The 23,974-nt window shown below is 46.5% G+C and carries 20 protein-coding genes and 2 pseudogenes; 21 read left to right on the top strand and 1 reads right to left on the bottom strand.

Annotated features, from left to right (window positions below; all coding sequences use genetic code 11):
• The first annotated feature begins 3 nt into the window (after positions 1-3).
• The 14 genes and pseudogenes from EYS05_RS05555 to EYS05_RS05490 all read left to right on the top strand — a co-directional run bounded on the left by EYS05_RS05555 (position 4) and on the right by EYS05_RS05490 (position 14,510).
• Positions 4-1,293, top strand: a complete 1,290-nt coding sequence (locus EYS05_RS05555) for a relaxase/mobilization nuclease domain-containing protein (RefSeq protein ID WP_008400045.1) — start codon at positions 4-6, stop codon at positions 1,291-1,293.
• A 5-nt stretch (positions 1,294-1,298) separates the two neighbouring features.
• Positions 1,299-2,135 carry a PcfB family protein gene (locus EYS05_RS05550; protein ID WP_008400044.1) on the top strand — a complete coding sequence of 279 codons (837 nt, stop codon included), beginning with the start codon at positions 1,299-1,301 and terminating at the stop codon, positions 2,133-2,135.
• 3 nt (positions 2,136-2,138) lie between these two features.
• A pseudogene (locus EYS05_RS17985) lies at positions 2,139-3,077 on the top strand (ArdC-like ssDNA-binding domain-containing protein).
• A 96-nt stretch (positions 3,078-3,173) separates the two neighbouring features.
• Positions 3,174-3,488, top strand: coding sequence for a hypothetical protein (locus EYS05_RS05540; protein ID WP_015513376.1), 315 nt, complete (start codon positions 3,174-3,176; stop codon positions 3,486-3,488).
• Positions 3,489-3,518: 30 nt separating this feature from the next.
• Positions 3,519-3,770 carry a DUF4314 domain-containing protein gene (locus tag EYS05_RS05535; RefSeq protein ID WP_015513377.1) on the top strand — a complete coding sequence of 84 codons (252 nt, stop codon included), beginning with the start codon at positions 3,519-3,521 and terminating at the stop codon, positions 3,768-3,770.
• A gap of 23 nt (positions 3,771-3,793) precedes the next feature.
• Positions 3,794-5,149, top strand: coding sequence for a VirD4-like conjugal transfer protein, CD1115 family (locus tag EYS05_RS05530; RefSeq protein WP_055057445.1), 1,356 nt, complete (start codon positions 3,794-3,796; stop codon positions 5,147-5,149).
• A gap of 561 nt (positions 5,150-5,710) precedes the next feature.
• Complete coding sequence (locus EYS05_RS05525; RefSeq protein ID WP_055057444.1) at positions 5,711-7,528, top strand: reverse transcriptase/maturase family protein; 1,818 nt, start codon at positions 5,711-5,713, stop codon at positions 7,526-7,528.
• A 107-nt stretch (positions 7,529-7,635) separates the two neighbouring features.
• Positions 7,636-7,927, top strand: a pseudogene (locus EYS05_RS05520) (type IV secretory system conjugative DNA transfer family protein); the annotation flags it as partial.
• 115 nt (positions 7,928-8,042) lie between these two features.
• The gene (locus EYS05_RS05515; RefSeq protein WP_006428302.1) at positions 8,043-8,417 is read left to right on the top strand and encodes a hypothetical protein; all 375 of its coding nucleotides are present in this window, start codon (positions 8,043-8,045) and stop codon (positions 8,415-8,417) included.
• 74 nt (positions 8,418-8,491) lie between these two features.
• Entirely contained in the window at positions 8,492-9,331 is an 840-nt protein-coding gene (locus EYS05_RS05510; RefSeq protein ID WP_008400038.1) for a hypothetical protein, read from the top strand.
• Positions 9,332-9,343: 12 nt separating this feature from the next.
• Complete coding sequence (locus tag EYS05_RS05505) at positions 9,344-9,781, top strand: DUF4313 domain-containing protein (RefSeq protein ID WP_015513380.1); 438 nt, start codon at positions 9,344-9,346, stop codon at positions 9,779-9,781.
• 8 nt (positions 9,782-9,789) lie between these two features.
• On the top strand, positions 9,790-10,224 hold the full coding sequence (locus EYS05_RS05500; protein ID WP_117889135.1) for a PrgI family protein: 435 nt from the start codon (positions 9,790-9,792) through the stop codon (positions 10,222-10,224).
• Positions 10,217-12,547 carry a VirB4-like conjugal transfer ATPase, CD1110 family gene (locus tag EYS05_RS05495; RefSeq protein ID WP_330575611.1) on the top strand — a complete coding sequence of 777 codons (2,331 nt, stop codon included), beginning with the start codon at positions 10,217-10,219 and terminating at the stop codon, positions 12,545-12,547. Before EYS05_RS05500 ends, EYS05_RS05495 begins: the two co-directional genes overlap by 8 nt.
• Before the next feature lie 31 nt (positions 12,548-12,578).
• A complete protein-coding gene (locus tag EYS05_RS05490; RefSeq protein WP_138276777.1) occupies positions 12,579-14,510 on the top strand; it encodes a lysozyme family protein in 1,932 nt (643 codons plus the stop codon).
• Positions 14,511-14,672: 162 nt separating this feature from the next.
• Here EYS05_RS05490 and EYS05_RS05485 read toward each other — a convergent pair whose 3' ends face one another.
• Positions 14,673-15,671, bottom strand: a complete 999-nt coding sequence (locus EYS05_RS05485; protein ID WP_117638850.1) for a helix-turn-helix transcriptional regulator — start codon at positions 15,669-15,671, stop codon at positions 14,673-14,675.
• A 294-nt stretch (positions 15,672-15,965) separates the two neighbouring features.
• Here EYS05_RS05485 and EYS05_RS05480 point away from each other — a divergent pair, with 294 nt between their 5' ends.
• The 7 genes from EYS05_RS05480 to EYS05_RS05450 all read left to right on the top strand — a co-directional run bounded on the left by EYS05_RS05480 (position 15,966) and on the right by EYS05_RS05450 (position 23,777).
• Positions 15,966-16,571, top strand: a complete 606-nt coding sequence (locus EYS05_RS05480; RefSeq protein ID WP_015533385.1) for an MptD family putative ECF transporter S component — start codon at positions 15,966-15,968, stop codon at positions 16,569-16,571.
• Positions 16,571-17,311: an energy-coupling factor transporter transmembrane component T gene (locus tag EYS05_RS05475; protein WP_138276776.1), complete on the top strand. Its 741-nt coding sequence runs from the start codon at positions 16,571-16,573 to the stop codon at positions 17,309-17,311. Before EYS05_RS05480 ends, EYS05_RS05475 begins: the two co-directional genes overlap by 1 nt.
• The gene (locus EYS05_RS05470) at positions 17,311-18,804 is read left to right on the top strand and encodes an ABC transporter ATP-binding protein (protein ID WP_138276775.1); all 1,494 of its coding nucleotides are present in this window, start codon (positions 17,311-17,313) and stop codon (positions 18,802-18,804) included. Before EYS05_RS05475 ends, EYS05_RS05470 begins: the two co-directional genes overlap by 1 nt.
• On the top strand, positions 18,785-19,447 hold the full coding sequence (locus EYS05_RS05465) for a hypothetical protein (protein ID WP_059004508.1): 663 nt from the start codon (positions 18,785-18,787) through the stop codon (positions 19,445-19,447). The genes EYS05_RS05470 and EYS05_RS05465 overlap by 20 nt, the downstream gene beginning before the upstream one ends.
• On the top strand, positions 19,440-21,179 hold the full coding sequence (locus tag EYS05_RS05460) for an ABC transporter ATP-binding protein (protein ID WP_138276774.1): 1,740 nt from the start codon (positions 19,440-19,442) through the stop codon (positions 21,177-21,179). The genes EYS05_RS05465 and EYS05_RS05460 overlap by 8 nt, the downstream gene beginning before the upstream one ends.
• Entirely contained in the window at positions 21,152-22,912 is a 1,761-nt protein-coding gene (locus EYS05_RS05455) for an ABC transporter ATP-binding protein (protein ID WP_138276773.1), read from the top strand. The genes EYS05_RS05460 and EYS05_RS05455 overlap by 28 nt, the downstream gene beginning before the upstream one ends.
• A 145-nt stretch (positions 22,913-23,057) precedes the next feature.
• The gene (locus EYS05_RS05450) at positions 23,058-23,777 is read left to right on the top strand and encodes a winged helix-turn-helix transcriptional regulator (RefSeq protein ID WP_138276772.1); all 720 of its coding nucleotides are present in this window, start codon (positions 23,058-23,060) and stop codon (positions 23,775-23,777) included.
• The last annotated feature ends 197 nt before the right edge of the window (positions 23,778-23,974 follow it).

The raw sequence follows: 23,974 nt of genomic DNA, 5'->3' as shown, positions 1-23,974 counted from the left end.
CCGATGGCATACACCAGTATCATCCCGGTCAGCCGTCTGGACAATTCTATCACGTACATCCGAAACAAGGATAAGACCACCAAGAAAGGGCAGAGTGCCGGCTCTCTGGAAGAAGCCATCGATTACGCCATGAATCGGGACAAGACGGAGCGTTCCGTTTTTGAGGATGCCATCGGCTGCGTCTGTGAGACTGCCTATCAAGATATGGTAGCTACGAAGAAACGATACCACAAGATGGACGGAGTACAGGGGTACCATCTGGTGCAGAGCTTTGTCAAAGGGGAAGTCACCCCGGAGCTTGCTCACCAGATCGGCATGGAAATGGCAGAAAGGCTCCTTCAGGGAAAATACGAAGCAGTCATCACCACCCATCTGAATACGGAGCATTACCACAACCACATCGTGTTTAATTCCGTGAGCATGGAAGATGGGAAAAAGTACCACAGCAACAGCAGGAGTTACTATGAGGATGTGCGGAAAGCTTCGGATGCCTTATGCCTGAAATACGGCTTATCTGTCATCGAACCGAAAAACGGCAAAGGGAAATCCTATGCACAGTGGATGGCAGAACAGGACGGAAAGCCGACCTGGAGAACCTCGATCCGTCTGGACATCCGGGATGCTGTGGCAGAGAGCTTCACATGGAAACAGTTTCTGGAACAGATGAAGCAGAGGGGATACCAGTGGAAGCTGAACCGGAAGTACATTGCATTAAAAGCACCGGGGATGGAACGGTATATCCGTCTGCGGAGCCTTGGGAAGCATTACTCGGAAGAGAGCATCCGGCAGTGGATCTTGCAGCCCAAGAGCAGGATACCTGCTGGAAAAGAAGGAGATTCCAGATTCCCGAAAAAGAAGTTAAAAGGGATACAGGCCCTGTACTATTCCTATCTGTACCAGATGGGTGCACTAAAGCAGAAGCCGAAAAGGATCTCCCCGGTGCTCCGGGCAGACATCCGAAAACTGGATGCCAGGATCGAGCAGATGGAATTTCTACAGAAGCATCAGATTACTAGCCGTGAAGAGCTACTCGCCTACCGCACATCGTTGGAAGAGAGGGTACAGGCACTCACGAAAGAGCGGAAGCGGCTCTACCGGAGCGAACCGGACAGTGTCAGGATCGGTCAGATCACCGAAGAACTGAAGCCGCTTCGAAAGGATATCCGCATTTGTATCCGGATCGAACAGCAGTCCCAGGAGATGGAAGAAAAGATGCGTCTGGCAGAGCAGATCCAGAGACAGGAAGAAGAACAGACGGAGAAAAACAGAAAACCGAGAACAGAAAGCAGGTGAACAACATGAATTATGGAGGCGATGCGGCGGACCAGATCGTCCGGTATTCCCTAGACGGCGTGGACCACGGGCTCAGGCTTTCGGGTACGCTGGCAAAGCATCTGGCGGTATTTGTTGCCGCCGTATTAAAAGACCAGAAGAAAACGAGGGGCAAGACCAGAATGGTGCGGATGTTAAAGGAGAACAAGCCATTGAAGTTCTTCACTGTGCCATCTGACCGCCTGCGTGAATTCTGCAGTGAGGGCAGGAAACGAGGACTGCTCTATGTGATCATCCGGGATAAAAAGAACCCGGAGATGAGCGAGGTCATGGTCTTTGCCGATGATGCAGCCAAAGTCAACCGTGTCATGGATAAGATGAACCTTGATTTTGTAAGGAGCGAAGTCGGGGAAGCTGTCCATGAGGTAACCGCCGGAATGGAAGCACCGGAAACCGAAGCAGTACAGGAAACTGTGCAGATGCCGGAGGGCGAGGTGCAGTTTGAAATCAGCGATCTGGACGAAGCATTCCAGGTCGGTGACATGGACTTTTCTGAAGAGGAAAAGAACCAGAATCATCCCGAAAAGGAGTTTTCCGAACCGGAAAATTTTATCCCGGTGCAGGAAGAGGGGGAAGAGAATCTGTCCGGCTCTTCCTTGCACAGCAGAAATATTTCTACCGGGCAGGAAAAAGGGACTGATGCAGGGCAGAGGGAACAGGAGCGTCCCAGTGTCCGCCGGGAGCTGGAGAACATCAAACGGGAGAAAGCAGAGGAATCCCAGAAGCGGAGCCGGGAAAAGAACCGTGGACCAAGGAAAACGCAGAAGAAAGCAAGAAAGAAACGAAAGGTGAAAGCGAGGTAGGAGATGGACCTGACAAAATTTTTAGGGCAGGACTCGCAGGAGCAGTCCGCCCAGCGGTTATCGAAAGAAGAATATGCCGCACAGAAAAAGCAGGAGAGGGAAGAAATCTGGGGTATGATCGATGGAAAGGCACAGGAGGTCTTCCAGAATGGGGACTCCTTAAAAGGATTCCTTGATTTTATGGGACAGTGCAAGCCGCAGAGGACAGACAACCTGTTCCTGCTTTATGCACAGAATCCGGAGATCCGGCAGGTCAAGACCTTTGAAAAATGGAAGGAAGAAGGCAAGGTAGTCAAGACCGGAAGCAAGGGATACAACTTCATTGTCGGACAGGAATATGAAAAGGACGGTGTCATCCAGCAGGGGTACTCCATCCAGAAAGCCTATGACATCAGCCAGATCCGTACCAAGTAGCCAGAAGAGGCAGAGCCAAAGCCGATGGACCAGCTGATGGAAGCACTGCTGACCGACAGCGAGGTACGGATTCAGATCGCAGACAATCTGCCGGATAAGGTACAGGCACAGTACATCCCGAATAAGCGGACGATCTATGTCCGAAATGGCATGAGCGAAAATGCAACGTTCCATTCCATCAGCCGGGAGCTGGCCTGTGCATCCCTTGACCATCACGATGGAAGCTACAGCCGGGCAGGGGTATCGGCACAGGCCTATTGTGCGGCGTATGTGACAGCACAGAAATACGGCGTGGATGTCTCCGGTTTTTCCTTTGACAAGGTATGCCAGATGCAGGCATTCGGACAGAAAGATCCGAAAGAACTCCGCTCCTTTATCCAGGATGTAAAGAGTGCAGCCTATTCCATTGGCAAGCAGGTAGACCGCAACCTTGGCAAAAGCGAGCAGGAATTTATGACCGATGAATTTGCCATCCCGGAGGAAAAAACGGAGAAACCTGCCAAGAGTAAAAAGTCTCCGGAACGCTGATAAAAAGGGGCTTTTCCGGCTCTTTTGCAGTAGCTTTCCGGGAGGAAGTGTGGTATGTTGTGGTTGAGAAAAAAGAGGAAAAAAGGAGGCTCGCCTATGACAAGAATGCGATATGTAAAGATGGACCGGATCATGAACCACATGCTGATCCATGCACTCCGGGAAGTGTTCCGGCAGGAAAAAGAACAGGGGCTTCCGGTGGATACCACACGGGATCTGGTTCTGAAGCTGGCAGAGCAGGAAGAGGGAAAGCTCTACCTGACAGAAGCCGAACACAGCAAATCCGTGGAAGCCTTAAACCAGCTCCGGGACACATACCTGAAAAACGGACGCTATTCCGATGGGATCGACAGCGTCCTGTTAAAGATCATGAAATCCAGATACCGCCCATACCGTGGAAGGGGAAGATGAAGAAAGGATGTGGTACAAATATACAGAAATATGACACAAGAAAGAATAGAAGCCATGCGGAGAAGATATCCGCCGGGAACCGAGGTCACGCTTAACAGCATGGAGGGGGAGAGCCACATGCCACCCGGCTTAAAAGGTAAGGTGGATATGGTAGACGATGCAGGGCAGATCCACGTAAACTGGGAGAATGGAAGCAGCCTTGCCCTCGTTCCGGGAGTGGACAGCTTCCACATTACGGACCTGCCAAGAGCAGAGAGGCCCAAACAGCAGCCATCCCGGTAACAAACAGCCGGAAGTCAGACTGGGTGATTTGGCTTGCCGGACTGCCTGTCATCTGGTGGGTAGCAATCCTGCTTGCGGATGCCATCCAGCCGGGCAGGAATCTTTTCGAGCTGATGGAGGTTCTCACAGAAAAGCTGAACCATCCCTTCCAGTTTCATTATACGGAATACACCATCAAGTCGATGCTGGTCTGCACGTTACTTTACGCAGCCGGGATCGGCATTTTTTATTCCAGTCAGAAGAACTACCGCAGAGGGGAAGAACATGGCTCTGCCAGATGGGGCGATGCCCGGCAGATCTGTAAGAAATATAGCCAGAAGCCGTACTCCCAGAACATCCTGCTGACACAGAACTTCCGCATCAGCCTGGACACCCACAAGCACCGCAGATGTCTTAACATTCTCGTGGTGGGAGGCTCCGGTGCAGGAAAATCCAGAGGCTTTGCTCTGCCGAACATCATGCAGTGCTGCTGTTCGATGGTCATCACCGATCCGAAAGCCGAACTGCTTCGAAAGACAGGCGGCCTGCTGGAAAAGAAGGGATATGAGGTGCGTGTTTTTGACCTTATCAATCCCGACACATCTTTTTGTTACAATCCGTTCGAGTACGTCCATGATGACAAAGACGTACTCCGTCTCATTTCCAATCTGATACAAAACACCACACCCAAAGGTTCCCAGTCCTCCGATCCATTCTGGGAGAAGAGCGAGACAGCACTGCTTCAGGCACTGATGCTGTACCTGCTTCACGAAGCTCCGCCGGAAGAACAGAACTTTGCCATGATTATGGAGATGTTAGGTTCTGCCCAGGTAAAGGAAGAGGACGAGGATTACGAATCACCTCTGGATATTTTGTTTGATCGTCTGGAGATGCGGGACCCGGACAGCATTGCCGTCAAGCAGTATCACATTTACAAGCAGGCGGCAGGAAAGACCGCCAAGTCCATCCTGATCAGTGTAGGTGTCCGGCTGGCAGCCTTCAATCTGCCGCAGATCGCCAAGCTGACCAATACTGATGAACTGGATCTTTCCAGTATGGGAGAAAGAAAAGTTGCCCTTTTCTGCTGTATCCCGGATGCAGACACCTCTTTGAATTATCTGGTAGGCATGATCTACAGCCAGCTTTTCCAGACGCTTTATTACATGGCGGACCGTGTGCATGGCGGTGCCCTCCCGGTTCCGGTCAACTGCATCATGGATGAGTTTCCAAACGTATCCCTGCCAAATGAGTTTGAGAAGATCCTGGCAACCTGCCGTTCCCGTTCCATTTACTGCAGCATCATCATCCAGAACATGAGCCAGCTAAAGGCTCTGTTCAAGGACTCCTGGGAAAGTCTGGTGGGCAACTGCGTGCGCCCAGAAGTCGCCAGCGCATTATAAATTCGGCGGCGTGGTATTTATGGAATACTGCCTTTAGCAAGCAGTAGGTAAAAGTATCAAGTGATGAAAAATCACAGCCTATTATTCTACAACTTATCCGAGAGGGGAAACCCGAAGGGGAGTGTAGCATGTTGTCGCTTTTGTCAATGGATAAAAGCCTGAATGATAAGGTACTAATCCTGTGTATCTGAAAATTCAAGAATAAAAATTCGTGTATGAGGTACAAAGCTAAACTGCCTGAACGATAGCCAGAGTGGGGGAATCCGCACTCCGCATACGAAAAGGATTGAAACGTATGCTATTCCATGTTGGTTTCATTTCGCAGTTATGAAAGCAAGCGATACTCATGGAAGGACAACCGCAAGACAGCGGGTAAATGGCGAAAGTCGGTGCCGACAACACGAAACGCTAATTCCATAAATACTAACTGGGGATGACCTAAACCTGGTAACGGGCATGGTCACACAGCTCCCATAGTAGTCTGAGACGTTAATGACGTTCACATGGCGAAGGGGAGCAGCTTATTTACTAATACGATATGAAAGGACGGTGCGAGAGGCATTGAGAAATCCAATCCAAGTATTAAGTAGTTTGACGGAAAAGTCAAAGAATGAATCTTACAGGTTTCAAAGATTATATCGGAATCTGTACAATCCAGAGTTCTATTGGCTTGCATATAAAAACATATATGCAAACACAGGCAGTATGACTGCCGGTGCAGATGGAACTACTATTGATGGCATGAGTGACGAAAGAATCCAAAGGATTATTGAATCCATGCGAGATAAAAGTTACCTGCCAAAACCTGCACGCAGGGAATATATTGCTAAGAAAAACAGTAATAAAAAGCGTCCGTTGGGAATCCAGTCGGGCAATGACAAACTGGTGCAGGAAGTAGTGAAGATGATTTTAGAAAGCATTTATGAGCCTGTGTTTAAGAAAACATCTCATGGGTTCAGACCAAACAAAAGCTGTCAGACAGCATTATACCAGATACAGAAAACCTTTACGGGAACGAACTGGTTTGTTGAGGGCGATATACACGCCTGCTTCGACAGTTTTAATCACCACACAATCATCAGATTGCTGAGAAAACGTATTGATGATGAAATGTTTCTACAACTCATCTGGAAATTTCTAAAAGCAGGCTATATGGAGCAATGGACGTACAATCGGACATACAGCGGAGTACCGCAGGGTTCAGGTGTCAGTCCAGTGCTTGCAAATGTGTACCTTCACGAATTAGATAAATTTATGGAGGAATATGCACAGAAATATAACCGAGGAAAGAAGAAACAAATGAACTCCGACTACAAGAAAGTTGTCAAAAAGGCATCCTATTATAGATGTATGGGCAAAAAGAAGTGGGCGGATTTATCTCCAGAAGAACGCTGGGAACGCAATAAACATTTGAAAATGCTTGAAAAGCAAACACGACAGCTAACTCCGACCGAACCTTTGGATGAGACGTATAAACGGATTCAGTACACCCGATACGCTGATGATTTCATCATTGGAGTAATTGGGAGCAAAGCGGACGCAGAACAGATGAAAGCTGACGTCGGCAGATTTCTCAGGGAAGAACTGGATTTGGAAATGTCCGAAACCAAAACCAAAGTTACGCATACAGGAGACAGAGCCAGATTTTTAGGCTATGACATTACGGTATCCAGAAGTCAGGATTTAAAGAAATCCGCAGGAGGATACAAAATCAGAAGCAATGCAGGAGTGGTGAAATTACTTGTACCCAGAGAAAAATGGGTGGGAAAGTTACTGGAATATCATGCAATCAAAATCAAGATTAACGAAAACGGAAAAGAAAGATTTGTAGCCCTACACAGAGGAAAACTGGTAAATCAAAGCGATATAGAGATTCTGGCAAGATATAATGCGGAAGTTCGTGGACTTTACAACTATTATGCCATAGCAAATGATTCCTTCAAGATAGGCAGATTTGCCAATCTTATGAAGTACAGTATGTACAAGACATTTGCCTGTAAGTATAAAACAAATGTTCACGAAATCAAGCGCAGATATTGTGTTGGAGGTCTGTTTACAATCGCATACGATACCAGAGCAGGAAGGAAAATCACGACCTTTTACAGAGACGGGTTTAAGCGAAAAGAATCAGCTACGAAGTTTGACAATGTGAGCGAACTTCCGCAGTTCTCAAAATACGCTAAAACCAACACTCTGAAACAGAGAGTGGAACGCCATACCTGTGAACTTTGTGGAAAGGATTGCAGAAATCTGGAAATCCATCAAGTAAAGAAACTAAAAGACTTAAAGGGCAATGCGGAGTGGGTACTCCTTATGCGCAAAAGGAGACGGAAAACTCTTGTGGTATGCCCTGAATGTCATAAACTGATTCATTCTTAATACCGTAAATATAATAAGCGGAAAGCCGTATACATCGAGAGGTGTACGTGCGGTTTGGGAGGGAGGGGACGCAAGTCCTGCAAAGGATGAGCTGAACCTTACCTCATGATGAGTTTTTGTACCTGGGCGGCAATGAAAAAGAGACACACAAATATGTATCAGAATTACTGGGGAAAGAAACCATAGACACCAACACCTACGGGCAGACCAAAGGAAAATCCGGTAGCTACTCCACCAACTTCCAGCAGAGCGGAAGGGAGCTGTTACAGCCGGATGAAGTCCGTATGCTGGATAACCAGAATGCACTTCTGTTTATCCGCGGGGAGCGGCCCATACTGGATGCCAAGTATGACCTGATGAAGCATCCCAACATCCGGTATACCGAGGACGGAGGTGCCGGCCCGTTCAATTATGCGAAAGCACCGCTGGCGCATGACGATTTTACATTTGACGAAACAAGATATGACGATTACGAACTGCTTCTGGATGAGGACATCATCGGGGAGCTTTTTTGATGGGAGGAATGCCAATGAATTTACTGAAAAATAAGAAACACACAGAAATCAGGAAAGAGACCGCACCGCTGAAGATGAAGAGAGGGCAGAAGAAACTGTTTGCTCTGTATGCAGTTACGGTACTGTCGATCTGCATTGGGGCGACCTGCGTTTATGCCGCAGGCGATCCGCTGACCGTAGTCAATAACCTATCCACGTTTATCTTTTCCCTGATCCGCGCCATTGGCCTGATCCTGCTGGGATTTGGTATCGTGCAGGTCGGTCTGTCCTTAAAGAGCCACGATCCAAGCCAGAGGGCAAACGGATTTCTGACACTGGCAGGCGGTATCATCATTACCTTTGCAAAAGAGATCCTGGACCTGATCATGGGATAGGAGAAGAATCCAGAAGGGGAGCCATGCGAAATGCCGGCTCCCTGCTCACTTTTGAGGATGGGAGGTGAAACTGTTTGAGTGATAACTGGATCGTACAGAATCTAAATTCTGCCTTGCAGACCTGGAGCGACAAGCTGGCTGAGATCTGGACACTGCTGACGCAAAGCCCGGAGAATTTCAAGGGCGGGGCGATCTGGAGCGTGATGACGAACATCAACGGTGGACTGAAAGCCATCGGGTACGGCCTGTTGGTTCTGTTCTTTGCGGCGGGGCTTGTGAAAACCTGTGGGAGCTTCACGGATATGAAAAAGCCGGAACATGTAGTGAAAGCCTTTATCCGTTTTGCACTGGCACAGGGAGCCGTCATGTCCGGCATGGAGCTTTTGACCGCGATCTTTTCCATTGTGCAGGGCATCGTAACAAATATCATGTCCCACTCCGGGATGGCGGGTGGAACTGTAACGGAGCTGCCCTCGGAGATCGTGGACAAGATCGAAGCGGTGGGGATGCTGGAATCTATCCCTTTGTGGATCGTAACTTTATTAGGAAGCCTGCTGATTACGGTATTGTCATTTGTCATGATTCTGACTGTATACGGGAGAATGTTTAAGCTGTATATGTACACAGCCATCGCACCGATTCCATTGGCAACCTTTGCCGGGGAGCCAACCCAGTCTGTAGGAAAGAACTTTATCCGTTCCTACGCCGGGGTATGTCTGGAAGGAGCCATCATCGCACTGGCCTGCATCATCTTTTCGGTGTTTGCATCAAGTCCGCCGGCCATCGGGGACACCAGCCTGTCCGCCGTGACCATTGTCTGGAATTACGTCGGGGAACTGGTATTTAACCTGCTGGTACTGGTCGGGGCAGTCAAGGCATCCGACCGTATCGTAAAAGAAATCATGGGATTATAGGAGGCGAAAAAAATGGAAGAACCAAAGACACTGAGCTACGACTGGCAGTATGGCCGGGAGGAATTATTTCTCAGGGTAGACAGTTACATGAGCGATGACAATCTCTATATCGGGCTTTACCATATGGAAGATGGATACCCGGAAAGCTTTGCAGACCTTACGGTAAACCTGCCTTTTGCTCCGCTGGGCGGTATCAATGAAGCCTATATCGACCACAATTTCAGCAAAGAAAAGCTTCGTTTTATAAAGCAGCATAAGCTGGGAACGATACAGCCGGATACCGCATCCTCCGGTTACTGCATCTTCCAGAGGGTTGCATTCGACCTGAAAAAACTGGCAGAGCTTGATCCGGAAGGAACAAAAAGATTTATGGAAAGAAATGGCATCCGGCAAAGGGATGTACCAAAACAGAAACAAAAGAAAAAACAGAGATTACAAAGAGAAAGGTAGAAAACAACATGGAAGTGAAAATGAATAAAGAAATCCGAGACTATCAGGAGTCAATGTTCTGGGGCTTAAGCTTCCGGCAGTGCTTATTTTCGGTACTGGCGATCCTGGCAGCCCTTGGAATCTATTTTGTCACCCGGAAATATGCCGGGGAACAGGTAACCGGATGGCTGTGCGTACTTGGGGCGGCTCCCTTTGCAGCCTGCGGCTTTTTCCGTTACCACGGCATGACGGCAGAACAGTTCGCATGGGCAGTCATCAAATCCGAACTGCTGTACCCGAAACGGCTGGTATTCAAATCAGAGAACCTGTACTTTTCCTGCATGGAAGAGAGCCTGCGGCTGGGTGAAAAGATGATGGGAAACGGAGCGGAGCTTCTGGTGAAGAAGCGGACGAAACAGAAGAAACCAAAGAAGCTAGGAGGAAGGGGTGATGCCTTTGATTAAAACCCTGAGTCAGACACTGAAACAGGACAAAGAAAAATTCAAAGTACCGGGGTCTGTCCAGCAGGCGATCCCGATCCGCAAGATCTGGCCGGACGGTATTTTTCAGGTGGAGAGCAAGTATTCCCGGACATTCCGGTTTACGGATATCAACTATTCCATTGCCAGCAAAGCGGATAAGACAGAGATGTTCCTGGACTACTCTGAACTTTTAAATGCACTGGATTCCGGCTGTACGGCGAAGATTACCCTGAACAACCGTAAGATCAACAAGGAAGAGTTTGAGCAGTCCCTGCTGATTCCAATGAAAGGAGATGGACTGGACGAGTACCGGAAAGAGTATAACGATATGCTCCTTTCCAAGATCTCCGGTACCAACAACAGCATTTACCAGGAACGCTATCTGACCGTCAGCGTCCACAAGAAGAACATCGATGAAGCCAGGACATACTTCGCCCGTGTGGGAACGGATATCATCACCCATCTGGCCAAGCTGTCCTCCATCGGGGAAGAGCTGGATGCAGAACAGAGGCTCCAGATTTTCCGGGACTTTTTCAAGGCAGACGTTCCGCAGAGCTTTCCGTTTGACATGAAAGCCTTTGCGAAAAATGGACACAGCTTCAAGGACTGGATCTGCCCGGACACGATGGAGTTCCACAACGACCATTTCAAGCTGGGCGAGCAGTACGGCAGAGTCCTTTTTATGGAAGATTACGCCAGCTATGTGAAAGACGAGATGATCTCCGAACTGTGCAGCCTTGGCAGGAATCTGATGCTGTCTATTGACATCATCCCGGTACCAACAGATGAAGCAGTGCGTGAGATCCAGAACCGACTGCTGGGCGTAGAGACCAACGTAACGAACTGGCAGAGACGCCAGAATGCAAACAATAATTTTTCCGCCGTGGTTCCCTATGATATGGAGCTTCAGAGAAAAGAAACCAAGGAGATGCTGGACGACTTGACTACCAGGGACCAGAGGATGATGTTCGGTATCCTGACAATGGTACATATGGCAGAAAGCAAGAAACAACTGGATTCTGATACGGAAACCCTGTATTCCATTGCAAGAAAACACCTCTGCCAGATGGCAACCCTGAAATGGCAACAGGTCGATGGACTGAATACCGTCCTGCCGTATGGTCTGCGGAAGATCGATGCGGTGCGTACCCTTACCACAGAGTCCACTGCCGTCTTGATTCCGTTCCATACACAGGAGATCATGCAGCCGGGCGGCATTTATTATGGGCAGAATGCAGTCAGCAAAAATATGCTGGTGGCAGACCGAAGAAAGCTGTTAAATGGAAATTCCTTCCGACTGGGAGTCAGCGGTTCTGGAAAAAGTTTCTCGGCAAAAGAAGAGATCGTAGACCTTGCCCTTTCCACGGAAGATGACATCCTCATCCTTGATCCGGAGTCCGAGTTTGCTTCACTGGTGGAAGCCTTAAACGGCGAGGTCATCCGGATTTCGGCAACCTCCGATACCCATCTGAATGCACTGGACATGGACTCCGCCTATGGCAATGACCGTAACCCTCTGATTGAAAAGTCAGAATTTATCCTATCCCTCTTTGAGCAGCTTGTAGGAGCCGGAAACCTTTCAGCAAAGGAGAAATCCATCCTTGACCGCTGTACCGCAGATGTGTACCGGGATTATATGAGGGGTGGATACCAAGGGCAGGTGCCGACCTTGAAGGATCTGTACCGACAGCTCATGCTCCAGCCGGAGGAAGAAGCCAGAGGGCTGGCATTGTCTTCGGAACTGTTTATTAACGGAAGCCTGAACACCTTTGCCCAGGAAACCAATGTCAATACGAAGAGCCGTATCATCGACTATGACATCCGGGAGCTGGGCGAACAGCTGATGCCCCTTGGAATGTTGGTCACACTGGATTCCATTTTTAACCGTGTGATCCAGAACTGGAAGAAGGGGAAAACGACATGGATCTTTGCGGATGAGTTTTATCTGCTGTTCCGCTATGAATACAGTGCAGACTTTTTCTACCGCCTGTACAAGCGTATCCGTAAGTATTCGGGATTTGTGACCGGGCTTACACAGAACGTGGAAGAACTTCTGAAATCCGATACCGCCCGCCTGATGCTGGCAAACAGTGAATTCCTAATCCTTTTGAATCAGGCAACCACCGACCGGGACGAGCTTGCGGCACTTCTGAATATCTCGGATAACCAGTTATCCTACATCACCAATGTGGGTGCCGGACACGGTCTGATCCGCTGCTCCGGGAATCTGGTGCCGTTTGAAAATTCGTTCCCAAGAAATACAAAGCTGTACCGTCTGATGACGACCAAGCCGGGCGAAGCGTAAGAGCAGTACAGATCGGGACTGGAGGTGAGAGATGAAGGATATCAAAACCAAAGAAGTCACAACAAAACCAAAGACTAAAAATCCTGCCTCCAGAATCCCGAAGGAGCTGATGCGGACGGCCATACTGGAGAGCAAGGAAAAGTCCCAGACCATTGCAAATGCCAGGGATAATGACATGGGGGAACAGTCCCCATCCGAGTATGCCAGTGGAAAAGTCGCATCCGCAGAGGAATGGGCTGCCAGAAAGACTGGCAGAACTGTAACCAGAGCCGGAAAGACAGCAGCACAGACTTCCTACGAGAAGATCAAACAGAGAGCCGCTGGCAAAAAAGAAGCGGAGAAAGAAACCGCCAGAGGAACAGGGGACACACAGACCGCCAATCCTGCCAGCCGGGAAGCTCAGGAAGCACAGATCCGGGAAGTACAGATCCAGGAAGCCCAGCGGCAAAAGGTGGTTTCAGATGCCGTAAAAACGAAAGAGCAGAAGATCCGGGCTGCCAGGGAGACACCAAGAATCCAGAACAGACAGGAAATAGCAGAAATGAAGCAGCTCTCCATCCGAGAACAGAGCCAGAAGAAGGAAGCAAAAGATACAGTAAGGCAGACCGCCATCCGACAGAAACAGCCGGAAACCATTCGGATTAAAGAAAAACCAAGGAAACAGCCGGAGCCGAAAACCATACAGAAGCGTATCATCAAGACGGCTCCCCAGTCTGCGAAGATCAGCGTCCAGCCAGAGCAGAAGCTCCGTGCGGCCAGCTCCAACGCCCTGACAGCCCGGATGCAGAAGCAGATGGAACGAAGGGCAGCGAAGCAGGCGGCGAAGAAAGCTGCCATGCAGACGTCCAATAACGTCCGCCGGATGCAGAAAACGGCAAGGGCAGGGCAGAATACCTTCAAGGCAGCCAAAGCCGCCGTGGAAGCGGCAGCGAAAACCGTGCAGTCCATGATGGCTGCACTGGGAGCCGCCGGAGCAGTTATCGTTCTTTTATTGGTTATCATGGTCGGAATCATTGGCGGTGCGGCATTTTCAGGAAGCTCAGAGAGCAACGAAGCATTGAGTCAGGAAGTCCTTTCCTATACAACAGCTATCCAGAAATATGCCAACCAGTACGGAATCCCCGAATACGTTTCCGTGATACAGGCGATCATGATGCAGGAATCCGGCGGCCGGGGAACCGATCCCATGCAGAGCAGTGAGTGCCCATACAACACCAGGTACTCCAACAGTCCCAATGCCATCCAGGACGCAGATTACTCCATACAGGTAGGAATCCAGTATTATGCAGACTGCCTGAAGGAAGCCGGATGCACCAGTCCACAGGATATGGATAAGCTGAAACTGTCCCTGCAAGGATATAACTACGGCAACGGATACATAACGTGGGCGATACGGAAGTATGGCGGTTACAGTGCCGAAAATGCCCTGCAGTTTTCCAACGAGCAGGCGGCTTCGCACGGATGGAGTGCCTATGGCGACCCAGAGTACGTCCCACATGTCCTGCGGTATTATTCCAGCGGCGGATTGTTTGCCGGCCTGTTTGGAGGCAACGGCCAGATCGTATCGGTGGCACTTACCCAGCTTGGAAATGAGGGAGGCCAGAAGTTCTGGTCGTGGTATGGCTTTGACAGCCATGTGGCATGGTGTGCCTGCTTTGCCAGCTGGTGTGGGGATCAGGCAGGACTCATCGAGAGCGGCAAGATGCCAAAATTCTCCCTGTGCGATGATGGAATCGCATGGTTCCAGAGCAAGGGAAAGTGGAAAAGCCGGGGATATTCCCCAGCACCCGGAACCCTGATCTTTTTTGACTGGAACGGGGACGGAACCTCAGACCATGTGGGAATCGTGGAGAAAACCGAAGGCAGTACCGTATATACCGTGGAAGGAAACTCCAGTAATGCCGTGAACCAGAGAAGCTATAGCATTAATAACGGAACAATCATGGGATATGGTATACTTTGAAAATTAATATGTTGATTTTTAGAGCGTATTCAATAGTTTAGATTACCTTTAAAAACAAATTAGAGAATGAGTATGAATTTTACAATAAAAAGAGGTGCAAACTTAGCGCCTCTTTTTTGTGATAATATAATTAAAAAATTTCTAAAAAAATGGCAAGTGATTCTAATCTTTACGCATATTATAATTATTTTTTCGGTAAATTTCAGGCGATTGATTAAAATAGTTTTTAAAAGCGCTAGAAAATTTACTTGCGTTTTGATACCCTAAATGTTTGGCTATAGATGAAATTGATAATTCATTCTTTTTAAGTAACAGTGAAGCATATTTCATTTTGGATTGTCGAATGTATGTCCCAATAGGAACACCATACATTTTTTTGAATGATTCTCGAAGTTTAGTTTGTCCCATTGCTGCTATTTTGCAAAGCTGCGAGAGTTCTGGTGGGTTTAAAATATTCTGTTCAATAGCCAGACGTACAGATTCCAGCGCCTTTTTCTCTTGTTTGGAAAGAGACTGGTGTTTAGATGCTATCTCCTGTCGCTGTTTATGAAAGTTGCCTGCCACAATAGAAAGCAGTTCACCCACTTTGCTTTCGTAGTAAAGACGGGAGGTTTCGCCAGCAATCAGTTTATCCCGTATCTGCAAAAACAGGGTTCCAATTTCCGGGGTATTATAATCAAAAGCTTTCCAATCATAAACCTCTGCATAGTCAAAATCGTCCGGGGTAAAACGGTCTTGCAGATTTTTCTCTATGTAATCTTCAAACAGCAAAACTGACGCATAGCTGATTGGTATATTGGGTTGATATAATACTCGCCCTTGTGACGGCTTATTTAGATAAAGGTGGATTCCCTCTGTGATGGGTTGGGCTTTCCGCCCATTCTGGATCAGGGTAACACCGCCGGATTCCAAATAATAAATTTTCACCAGCTTTTGATTGATCTCATATTTACGTTCCATTGAGGCGTATGGTATCCAGCTTCCGGTTGACAGGAATAATCCATCTGTCGGTTGAACCTGATAGATATTTCCATAGCCTTGTCTGTTTTGCGGCTGCAAGGTGCAGATTCCATTATGATTATCCTGTCGAAAATGATAATCATGCAGATAAAAAGAAGCATCCCCTAATTCGTGCGCGGCCTGTGTAGAATCGGTCTGCATCCTGCTCACCCCCGTTTCTTATGTAGTCGGAATAATCCGCAGTATCTTTTTTTATGCTCCAAAATGTCGCAAAGGCTGTCAGCAAAACCACAAAAAGCACTGATATATCCGGTTGTTTTTCCACTTTTAACTCCTGTTTTGACCTTTTTTGCCGGATTTGACACAAAAAAAATCACTGAGTAGAATGGCATTACTGGCTGGTTAGCTGACTCTAATCACAGCAATTCTATCACGATTTTGTGCGTAGGTCAATGAGGCTTCTGCCAGCAAATAATAAATAGGAGGACGTTGAAAATGTCTAATTCACAACAAATGAAAAAAGGGCTATCTGTGCGTGATTTGATTACCACCGGCATCCTTGCTGCTTTGTACATGGTATGCGCCATGATTGGCGAAGCTATCTTTGGGTTCTTCCCTGTACTGACTTTCCTTTGCCCGCTGTCTATTGCGCTGCTGTGCGGCCCGGTTTATATGCTGATACTGGCGAAGGTGCCGAAGCATGGCCCAATCATTGTCACCGGTATTTTGGTAGGAGGTGTACTGTTCGTACTCGGTATGTACTGGTCTATGTGTTTGGCATATTGTATTCTCGGCGTTGTGGCCGATCTGCTGGCCGGTTCCGGGAACTTTAGAAACAAAGGGCGTAACCTGTTGTCCTACATGATTTTTGTTCTCAGCCCAGTTTTCTCCTACGGTATGCTTTGGTTTGACCGCGACGCCTATGTGCAATATTTGGTAGAAAAGGGAACAGAACAGACCTATATGGACACAATGGTTTCAACCGCGCAAAACTGGATGCTCCCGGCAATGATTATCGGCGTGTTGATCTGTGCTGCTATCAGCGGTCTTGTAGGCCAGAAACTATTGAAAAAGCATTTTGAAAAGGCCGGAGTAGTGTAATGGAGATGCAACTGCAAACAAAAGACACACTTGCCACATTACATTTAGACCCTCGCACAAAACTATATCTGTTGATCGTCGGAAATGTTGCGTTGTTCCTTGCGCCCTCTTTACTCTATGAGATTGCGCTGGTTGTATGCGTTGTGATTCTCGGCGTCCTTGTAGGAGCAAAGCGGTTTACGGTAAGAATGGCTGCTATCTATGCGGGAATGGTTGTTCTGCATATCATTGGAACAAATTATTTGACAGGGACTTTGCAGATTGCGATTGTAACATTTACCGTATTTATCCGTAAAATCTTTCCTTGTGCCATGCTCGGAGGTATTTTAGTCAGCACGACAAGGGTAAATGAATTTATGGCGACCATGAACCGTATTCATATGCCAAAAGCAATGGTTATTCCTCTGACGGTCATGCTCCGTTATTTTCCTATGGTGCATGAGGACTGGGGCTATATCAGCGATGCCATGCGGATGCGCGATGTAGCTCCAACCGTAAAAAGTCTGCTAACCCATCCGGCCCGAACAGTGGAATGTATCTATGTTCCGATGATGATGTCAGCACTGAAAGTGGCGGATGAATTATCGGCGGCGGCTGTTACAAGGGGGCTGGAAAATCCGAAGCCCCGAACCTGCTTGCAGGAAATCCACTTTAATGTTGCGGATGCTGTATGCTTTATCCTGTTCACTTTGTTTATGTCAGTGTCAATCTGGCTGAAATTGAAAGGGGGTGCAGGCTAATGATCCGTTTTGACAAGGTTTCTTTTACCTATCAGGAATCATTACAAAATGGCGGACTGCGCGATGTTGATTTGACAATCAACAAAGGCGAGTGTGTGCTGTTGTGTGGGCGAAGCGGCTGTGGGAAAACCACATTGACCCGTCTTGTGAATGGACTGATTCCATACTTTTATGCGGGAGAAGTCACCGGCACAACCTATGTTGACGGTAAAGATATACAGGATTATCCCATATACGAAGTGTCCGAGTATGTGGGGTCTGTATTCCAAAATCCACGCTCTCAATTTTTTAATGTAGATACAGACAGTGAAATCTCCTTTGGAATGGAAAATCTGACTTATCCAAGAGAAAAAATGAAAGAACGCATTTCAAAGACAGTTGCGGATTTGGATATAGCCCATCTGACCGGGAGAAGCATATTTGAATTGTCTGGCGGTGAAAAACAAAAGGTGGCGTTTGCGTCCATCTATGCTATGTCTCCGAGTATTTACTTGTTAGATGAACCATCGTCCAATCTGGATATGGATGCTATTGAGGATTTGCGGCGTACACTTGAACTCCTAAAGAAACAAGGCAAGACCATTCTAATTGCAGAACATAGGATTTATTATCTGAGGGAATTAGTTGACCGCATTGCGTATATGGAAAACGGGGCTATATCTGCTGTGTTTTCTCCAAGCCAGTTTCTTTCTATTCCTGAAGAACAGCGGCATAGTATGGGACTTCGCGCTTTAGATTTGTCAAAGGTACAGCCAAGAGCCTTTGCTGAAAATTCTCAAAAGCCGATTTTGGAAGTCAGGAACTTATCCTTGTTCTATAAGAAAAAGCCGGTTCTAGACGATTTGAATTTGAGTGCGGCACCGGGAGAAATCATAGGAATTATCGGCCATAACGGAGCCGGGAAATCTACATTTTCCAGAACACTATGCGGCCTGCACACAAACTGTACGGGACAAATTCTTTGGGATGGTAAAGAACTGAACGCAAAGAGCCGGTTAAAACGCTCCTATATGGTGATGCAGGACGTAAGCTATCAGTTATTTGCCGATACATTGGAAAAGGAATGTGTATTTGGAATTAAGCATCCTGATCTGGATGCAGCAAAACAGGCAATGGAACGGCTGGGTATTTATGAGTACCGTACTCATCATCCCAATACACTTTCCGGGGGGCAGAAGCAGCGTGCAGCCGTGGCGGTCAGTATGGTATGCTGTAAGGATGTTTTAATTTTTGATGAACCAACTAGCGGACTTGATTATGACAGCATGATTCAGGTTGCGGGGTTATTTCAAACGCTTTCCAAAATGGGAAAGGTAATTTTTGTTGTAACCCATGATTACGAATTTTTAGCGGCAGCCTGTACAAGAGTGATTCATTTAGATAACGGAAAACAGCAGGAAGATTACCCACTTTCCCCCGACAATCTGCATCGACTACATGATTTTTTCTTGCGGTCAGAAAGGAGGCAGAACCTTGAGGAGAATGGAAAATGACCTCCTGTTCTTCCATGAGCTGATTGGTAACTGTTCCGTTGAAAAGGATTCAAAGATATATACAATTTCTCCCAAATTTGGGAAAGGCACCATGCAGAGCTTTGAAGTGATGCCTGGTGCTGAAATTGTTTATAGCAATGTTCATATCACAACTCCAATTCAAAAAAATATCCAATGTATAGATCGTTTTATTGAAGTCACCTATTGCTTTCATGGGCGAGTGAATATGCTGTTCAGCGACCAGCCGGAGATGATTATGAGCGACCATTATATTTCTGTTTTCAATGGTGCAAGCCACCTGAAAAGCTGTGATTTTGGAGAAGAACCTTTTGTTGGTGTTTCAGTGGTGGCTTATCTGCCGCAGATCATAAACAGCCTGAATATCATGCTGGGAACAATCGCGTTTGACGAGGACATGGATTTTCAAGGACTTTTTACAGCGGGCGGATGCTTTATAGCACCCGCAACAAAAAGTGTGGAGCATATTTTTACCGAACTGCTCTTGCTGCCGGAACAGTACCGCAATTACCTTATGCGTATTAAAGTCATGGAACTATTGCTATACCTGGTTGGCAAAATGGAGTATCGGACAGATTTTGGAATTTCACTATTCCGCAAGGAGGAGATGAATTGTAATGAGTGATGTAAAAGCCCTGTTTGGACTAATTGATAAGAAAAATAAGCGCCGCCTGATTGGTGCGGTGATCTGTTGCGTCCTGTCTGTTTTGTGCGGCATCCTGCCCTATTTAGGCGTTTGGGGTATTGTGACCTGTTTCCTGGATGAACGGACAGAGAACCTTTTTCAATATGTGTGCCTGATTGCCGTAGCAATCATTTTGAAACATCTGCTGTTTGGAACCGGCACAAAAATCTCTCACAAGGTAGCCTACCAGACATTGGGGGAAACCCGTAAAAAGCTGTTCCGTAAAATTGCCCGTTTACCAATGGGCTATGTGAAAACAACGGCATCCGGGCAGGTCAAAACGATCATTATGGACAATATGGAACAGTTGGAGACATTTTACGCCCATAACATTCCAGAGATTATTTCTGGTCTCGCTGTACCGCTATGTATGGAAATCCTGCTGGCGATATTGGACATTAGGGTAGCCGGTATCATGCTGATTCCGGTCGTTCTGTTTATTCTTGTCGGTATTCTTATGATTATCGTTCAGATGAAAAAAATGGACGAATTTAATCAGGCGTTTGCCGACGTCAGCGTTAAGACGGTGGAATATGTCAACGGTATGAAAGAACTGAAGATATTTGCCGCCGACGAATCCACTTATGGCCGCCTGTCAGAAAGCATCCGCACTTACAGCACCGTTGTAACAGAGTGGTTTCAAAGCTGCTTGAAATATGTTGCTTTCAATCATGCCGACTTAAACAGCAACCTTGTGTTCTTGTTTCCACTTGCTGGTTTGATGTACCTCTCCGGCAGCGTGACAGCGGCCAGCTATATTATGTATCTGTTTATGGGGCTTGCCATGCTGATTCCGTTGGAAACTGTTTCTAATAACTTTGATTATATCGGCATGAACGCTTCTGTTGCAAAAAAGATAGACGAAATTCTGAAGCTGGATGAAATGGCGGATATGATCTCGAAGGCAGAACTTTCCGACCACACGATTGTGTTTGAACACGTTACATTTTCCTATGGGGAAGGACAGCCGGTATTAAAAGATGTCTCATTTACTGTTCCTGATGGAAAAGTAACTGCGCTCGTCGGTGTTTCCGGCAGCGGTAAAAGTACGGCGGCCAGCCTGATCTGCCGGTTTTGGGATATAACCGAGGGACAGATTTGCCTGGGAGGCGTACCGCTGAACCAGATTCCGCTATCCGATCTGATGTCCCAGATCTCCTTTGTGACCCAGAATACGTTCCTGTTCAAAAAGAGTATCCGGGAAAACATTATGATGGGAAACCAAGAGGCCACGGAGGAAGAAATGATGCAGGCAGCAAAGGATGCCGTATGTCACGACTTTATTATGCGGCTTCCAAAGGACTATGACACAGTGATAGACAAGGAAACCAAGTTGAGCGGTGGCGAAAAACAGAGAATCACATTGGCAAGGGCAATTCTGAAAAATGCGCCGATTGTGATTCTTGACGAGGCAACGGCTTACATTGACGCCGACAATGAAGATTTACTGCAAAAGGCGCTGGCTAAATTATCAGAGGGAAAAACCGTACTCGTAATAGCGCACCGTCTTTCCAGTATCAAGGAAGCTGATTCGATTGTGGTTCTGGAACAAGGCAAAGTGATTGATTGCGGCACACATGATGAATTGATAAGACGTTGCTCCCCGTATCAGGATATGTGGGCGGCCTTTGAGCAATCCGATCAATGGAAAATGGGAGGTGTAAACGCATGATTGCTATGATACGGAAATTCTTAGAACTTGCAGGCGAGCGTAAAAAGCAGCTTTATCTTGCGTGGCTGTTTCAGGCGTTGACCTCAATTTGTGAGGGCGCGATATATTTCATGCTGTTCCTTGCGATAAAAGATATTTTGGGCGGTTCGTTTACAAGGGAAAAACTGATACAGTATAGCCTTATGTTTCTGGTTTATACTGTCCTGCATTTTGTTTTTTATTACTTTACGATTGCAAAACAGCGCCCGGTATCTTATGCCATGATGCGGGATGAACGCCTTTCGATTGCGGCAAAAATCAAACAGTTTCCGCTATACTACTTTACAAAAGACAAGATCAGCCAGCTTACATCTTTGTTTACAACTGATTTAAGTTTTGTGGAAATGAATATCATGGAGATTATTGCCGGTTTCGTGTCCAGCATGATCATGACGGTTGTATTTGCTCTGATGCTGCTTAGTGTGGACTGGCGTATGGCGCTTCTTCTGTTTGTGGGAATCATCCCCGGTTATATCCTCTACCAGCAGTTTCAAAAGAGCATGGTTCAACTGGGAGAGCAGAAGAAAAATGCACAGGTGGCAATGATTGATTCCACGCTGGAATATGTACAGGGTATGGAAACGATCAAGGCATACCGGCTGGAACAAACCGGTAAGCTCGTAGAGAATCAGGTGGACGGATATTGTACAGCTTCTGGCCGTTATGAATCGACGCTGACGAATTGGAGTATGGGTTATAAGATCTGCCTGAATCTGGGGCTGTTTTTGAGTTTGGGTGTTGGCATTACAATGGTTCGTTCTGGTTCATTAGCCTCGGCAACCTATTTGTTTTTTGCAATCATGGGTATTATTTTTTACCGTCCGCTGGAAGCTCTGATGGGTTCCTTTGCAATGATGAATCTTGCAAACGCATCGTTGGATAATATAGCGGAAATTAACAACCTGCCGACTGAAAATGAAAAACAGGGAATTACACAGTTTGCCGATACACAAGCCGATGTACGGTTTGAAAATGTATCGTTTAGCTATGATGGAAAGCGTGAAGCAGTTAGTCATGTAAGTTTTTCAGCTAACCCCGGAACGATCACTGCATTGGTTGGTCCTTCTGGAAGCGGCAAATCTACTCTCCTTAATTTGATTCTGGGATTCGTGACGCCGAAAAACGGGCGGATTCTGTTGAATGGGAAAGATGCGGCAACATTAAAGCATAGTGATCTGGTGCGTCATGTGAGTATCGTTTTTCAGGAAGTATATCTTTTTCAGGATACCATGATGAATAATATTCGGATGGGAAACCAGAGCGCAACGGACGAGCAGGTAATAGAGGCGGCAAAAAAGGCTCACTGTCACGAATTTATAGAAAAACTCCCACAGGGTTATCAAACGGTTATCAGCGAGGGCGGTGCAAGCCTTTCCGGTGGTGAGCGTCAGCGTGTCGCTATTGCGAGGGCAATTTTGAAAGATTCCCCGATCATTCTTTTGGATGAGGCGCTTTCCAGTCTGGATGCTGAAAATGCCGTAGCAATACAAAAGGGCATAGAAGAAATGATTAAGGGGAAAACGGTGTTCCTTGTATCACACACTTTGTCCTATATCCAAAATGCAGATCAAATACTTGTTTTATCTGACGGTGTTTTGCAGGGCTGCGGAAAACATGATGAATTATTGCAATCAGTGCCTCTTTATAAAACTATGTGGGAAAAAGAAAAATCCATTAAAAGTTGGAAATTATAGGGCAATATGAATGCCCCACATTTGTACCTGATCACATGCGAATATCAGAGCATGCGGCAAGAAAGTGTGCTTTGCAAAAAATGACAATGCATTTGATGATTTTCCTGTGAAGAAATAGAAAGTGTTGCTTTTTTAAAATAGAAATATGAAAGACACAAAATACAAAATATTAGCATATTTTGACAATCAATCATATCAAAAACTATTCAATGAGGTAAACTCAGATTATGCAGAAAATCTACAAATTTTATTGCATAATTTGAGTTTATTTTCTTATGATGTGCTTATAATAGGAGTGATCATTTATAAAGAGAACATAAGTAATATTATATCTGCTATTAGAAAGATAACGCAGATACCAATTATTATTTTGACGGATACTTCTTCTTTATTGTGTATGTCATGGAAAAAAGAATTAATATACGCTGGTGCAGACTGTGTAATGGATATAAATAGCACTACAGAAGAAGTAGATCTGCAGATTTTTTCATTGGCACGACGAAATAATAAACAAAAAATAACTCAAAAGCAATCCGAAACGATGATTGATAAAGGAAAACTTGTAATGGATCATAAGAAACATAAAGTATTTTGGAATGATGTAGCGTTACATTTAACACGACAAGAATATAATTTTTTATACTTATTAGCAGCGACACCGATGAGAGTATACACGTTTGAACAGATTTACCAGCTTGTCTGGAAAGATTATCCTGTTGGTGATATTAAAAATATCATCTGGTGTCTGGTAAAGCGACTGAGAAAAAAGCTGAATGTTGTTGAAGATGGTGCTGGGAATTGTATCGTCAGTGTCAGGGATATAGGTTACAAATTTGAATTGAATAAAGAAAACGAACAACAGTAAGGCGAATGATCCGTAAAAAGATTATTCGTCTTATTTTATTTATTCTGGAAAGAAGGTGATAAAAACTGACCGTCAATTGACAGTTTTCTGACCGTTAGTTGACAGGTGCATCCGATACACTGTGTCTTTGTAAAGATATGATTACAAAGGAGATCCGTGTTTGCAGGGAGACAGCAGAAATGCCGGACATTCCTGTA

This window comes from Blautia sp. SC05B48 (genome assembly GCF_005848555.1).
Taxonomy (GTDB): Bacteria; Bacillota; Clostridia; order Lachnospirales; family Lachnospiraceae; genus Blautia_A.
The sequence above is the reverse complement of the archived record's forward strand: the minus strand, read 5'-3'. Positions and strand labels throughout refer to the sequence as shown.

Bases quoted from the DNA above. Each gene is read 5' to 3' on its own strand.
- EYS05_RS05555 (WP_008400045.1), top strand. From the start codon at position 4: ATGGCATACACCAGTATCATCCCGGTCAGCCGTCTGGACAATTCTATC.
- EYS05_RS05550 (WP_008400044.1), top strand. From the start codon at position 1,299: ATGAATTATGGAGGCGATGCGGCGGACCAGATCGTCCGGTATTCCCTA.
- EYS05_RS05540 (WP_015513376.1), top strand. From the start codon at position 3,174: ATGACAAGAATGCGATATGTAAAGATGGACCGGATCATGAACCACATG.
- EYS05_RS05535 (WP_015513377.1), top strand. From the start codon at position 3,519: ATGACACAAGAAAGAATAGAAGCCATGCGGAGAAGATATCCGCCGGGA.
- EYS05_RS05515 (WP_006428302.1), top strand. From the start codon at position 8,043: ATGGGAGGAATGCCAATGAATTTACTGAAAAATAAGAAACACACAGAA.
- EYS05_RS05505 (WP_015513380.1), top strand. From the start codon at position 9,344: ATGGAAGAACCAAAGACACTGAGCTACGACTGGCAGTATGGCCGGGAG.
- EYS05_RS05500 (WP_117889135.1), top strand. From the start codon at position 9,790: ATGGAAGTGAAAATGAATAAAGAAATCCGAGACTATCAGGAGTCAATG.
- EYS05_RS05490 (WP_138276777.1), top strand. From the start codon at position 12,579: ATGAAGGATATCAAAACCAAAGAAGTCACAACAAAACCAAAGACTAAA.
- EYS05_RS05485 (WP_117638850.1), bottom strand. From the start codon at position 15,671: ATGCAGACCGATTCTACACAGGCCGCGCACGAATTAGGGGATGCTTCT.
- EYS05_RS05480 (WP_015533385.1), top strand. From the start codon at position 15,966: ATGTCTAATTCACAACAAATGAAAAAAGGGCTATCTGTGCGTGATTTG.
- EYS05_RS05475 (WP_138276776.1), top strand. From the start codon at position 16,571: ATGGAGATGCAACTGCAAACAAAAGACACACTTGCCACATTACATTTA.
- EYS05_RS05470 (WP_138276775.1), top strand. From the start codon at position 17,311: ATGATCCGTTTTGACAAGGTTTCTTTTACCTATCAGGAATCATTACAA.
- EYS05_RS05460 (WP_138276774.1), top strand. From the start codon at position 19,440: ATGAGTGATGTAAAAGCCCTGTTTGGACTAATTGATAAGAAAAATAAG.
- EYS05_RS05455 (WP_138276773.1), top strand. From the start codon at position 21,152: ATGGAAAATGGGAGGTGTAAACGCATGATTGCTATGATACGGAAATTC.
- EYS05_RS05450 (WP_138276772.1), top strand. From the start codon at position 23,058: ATGAAAGACACAAAATACAAAATATTAGCATATTTTGACAATCAATCA.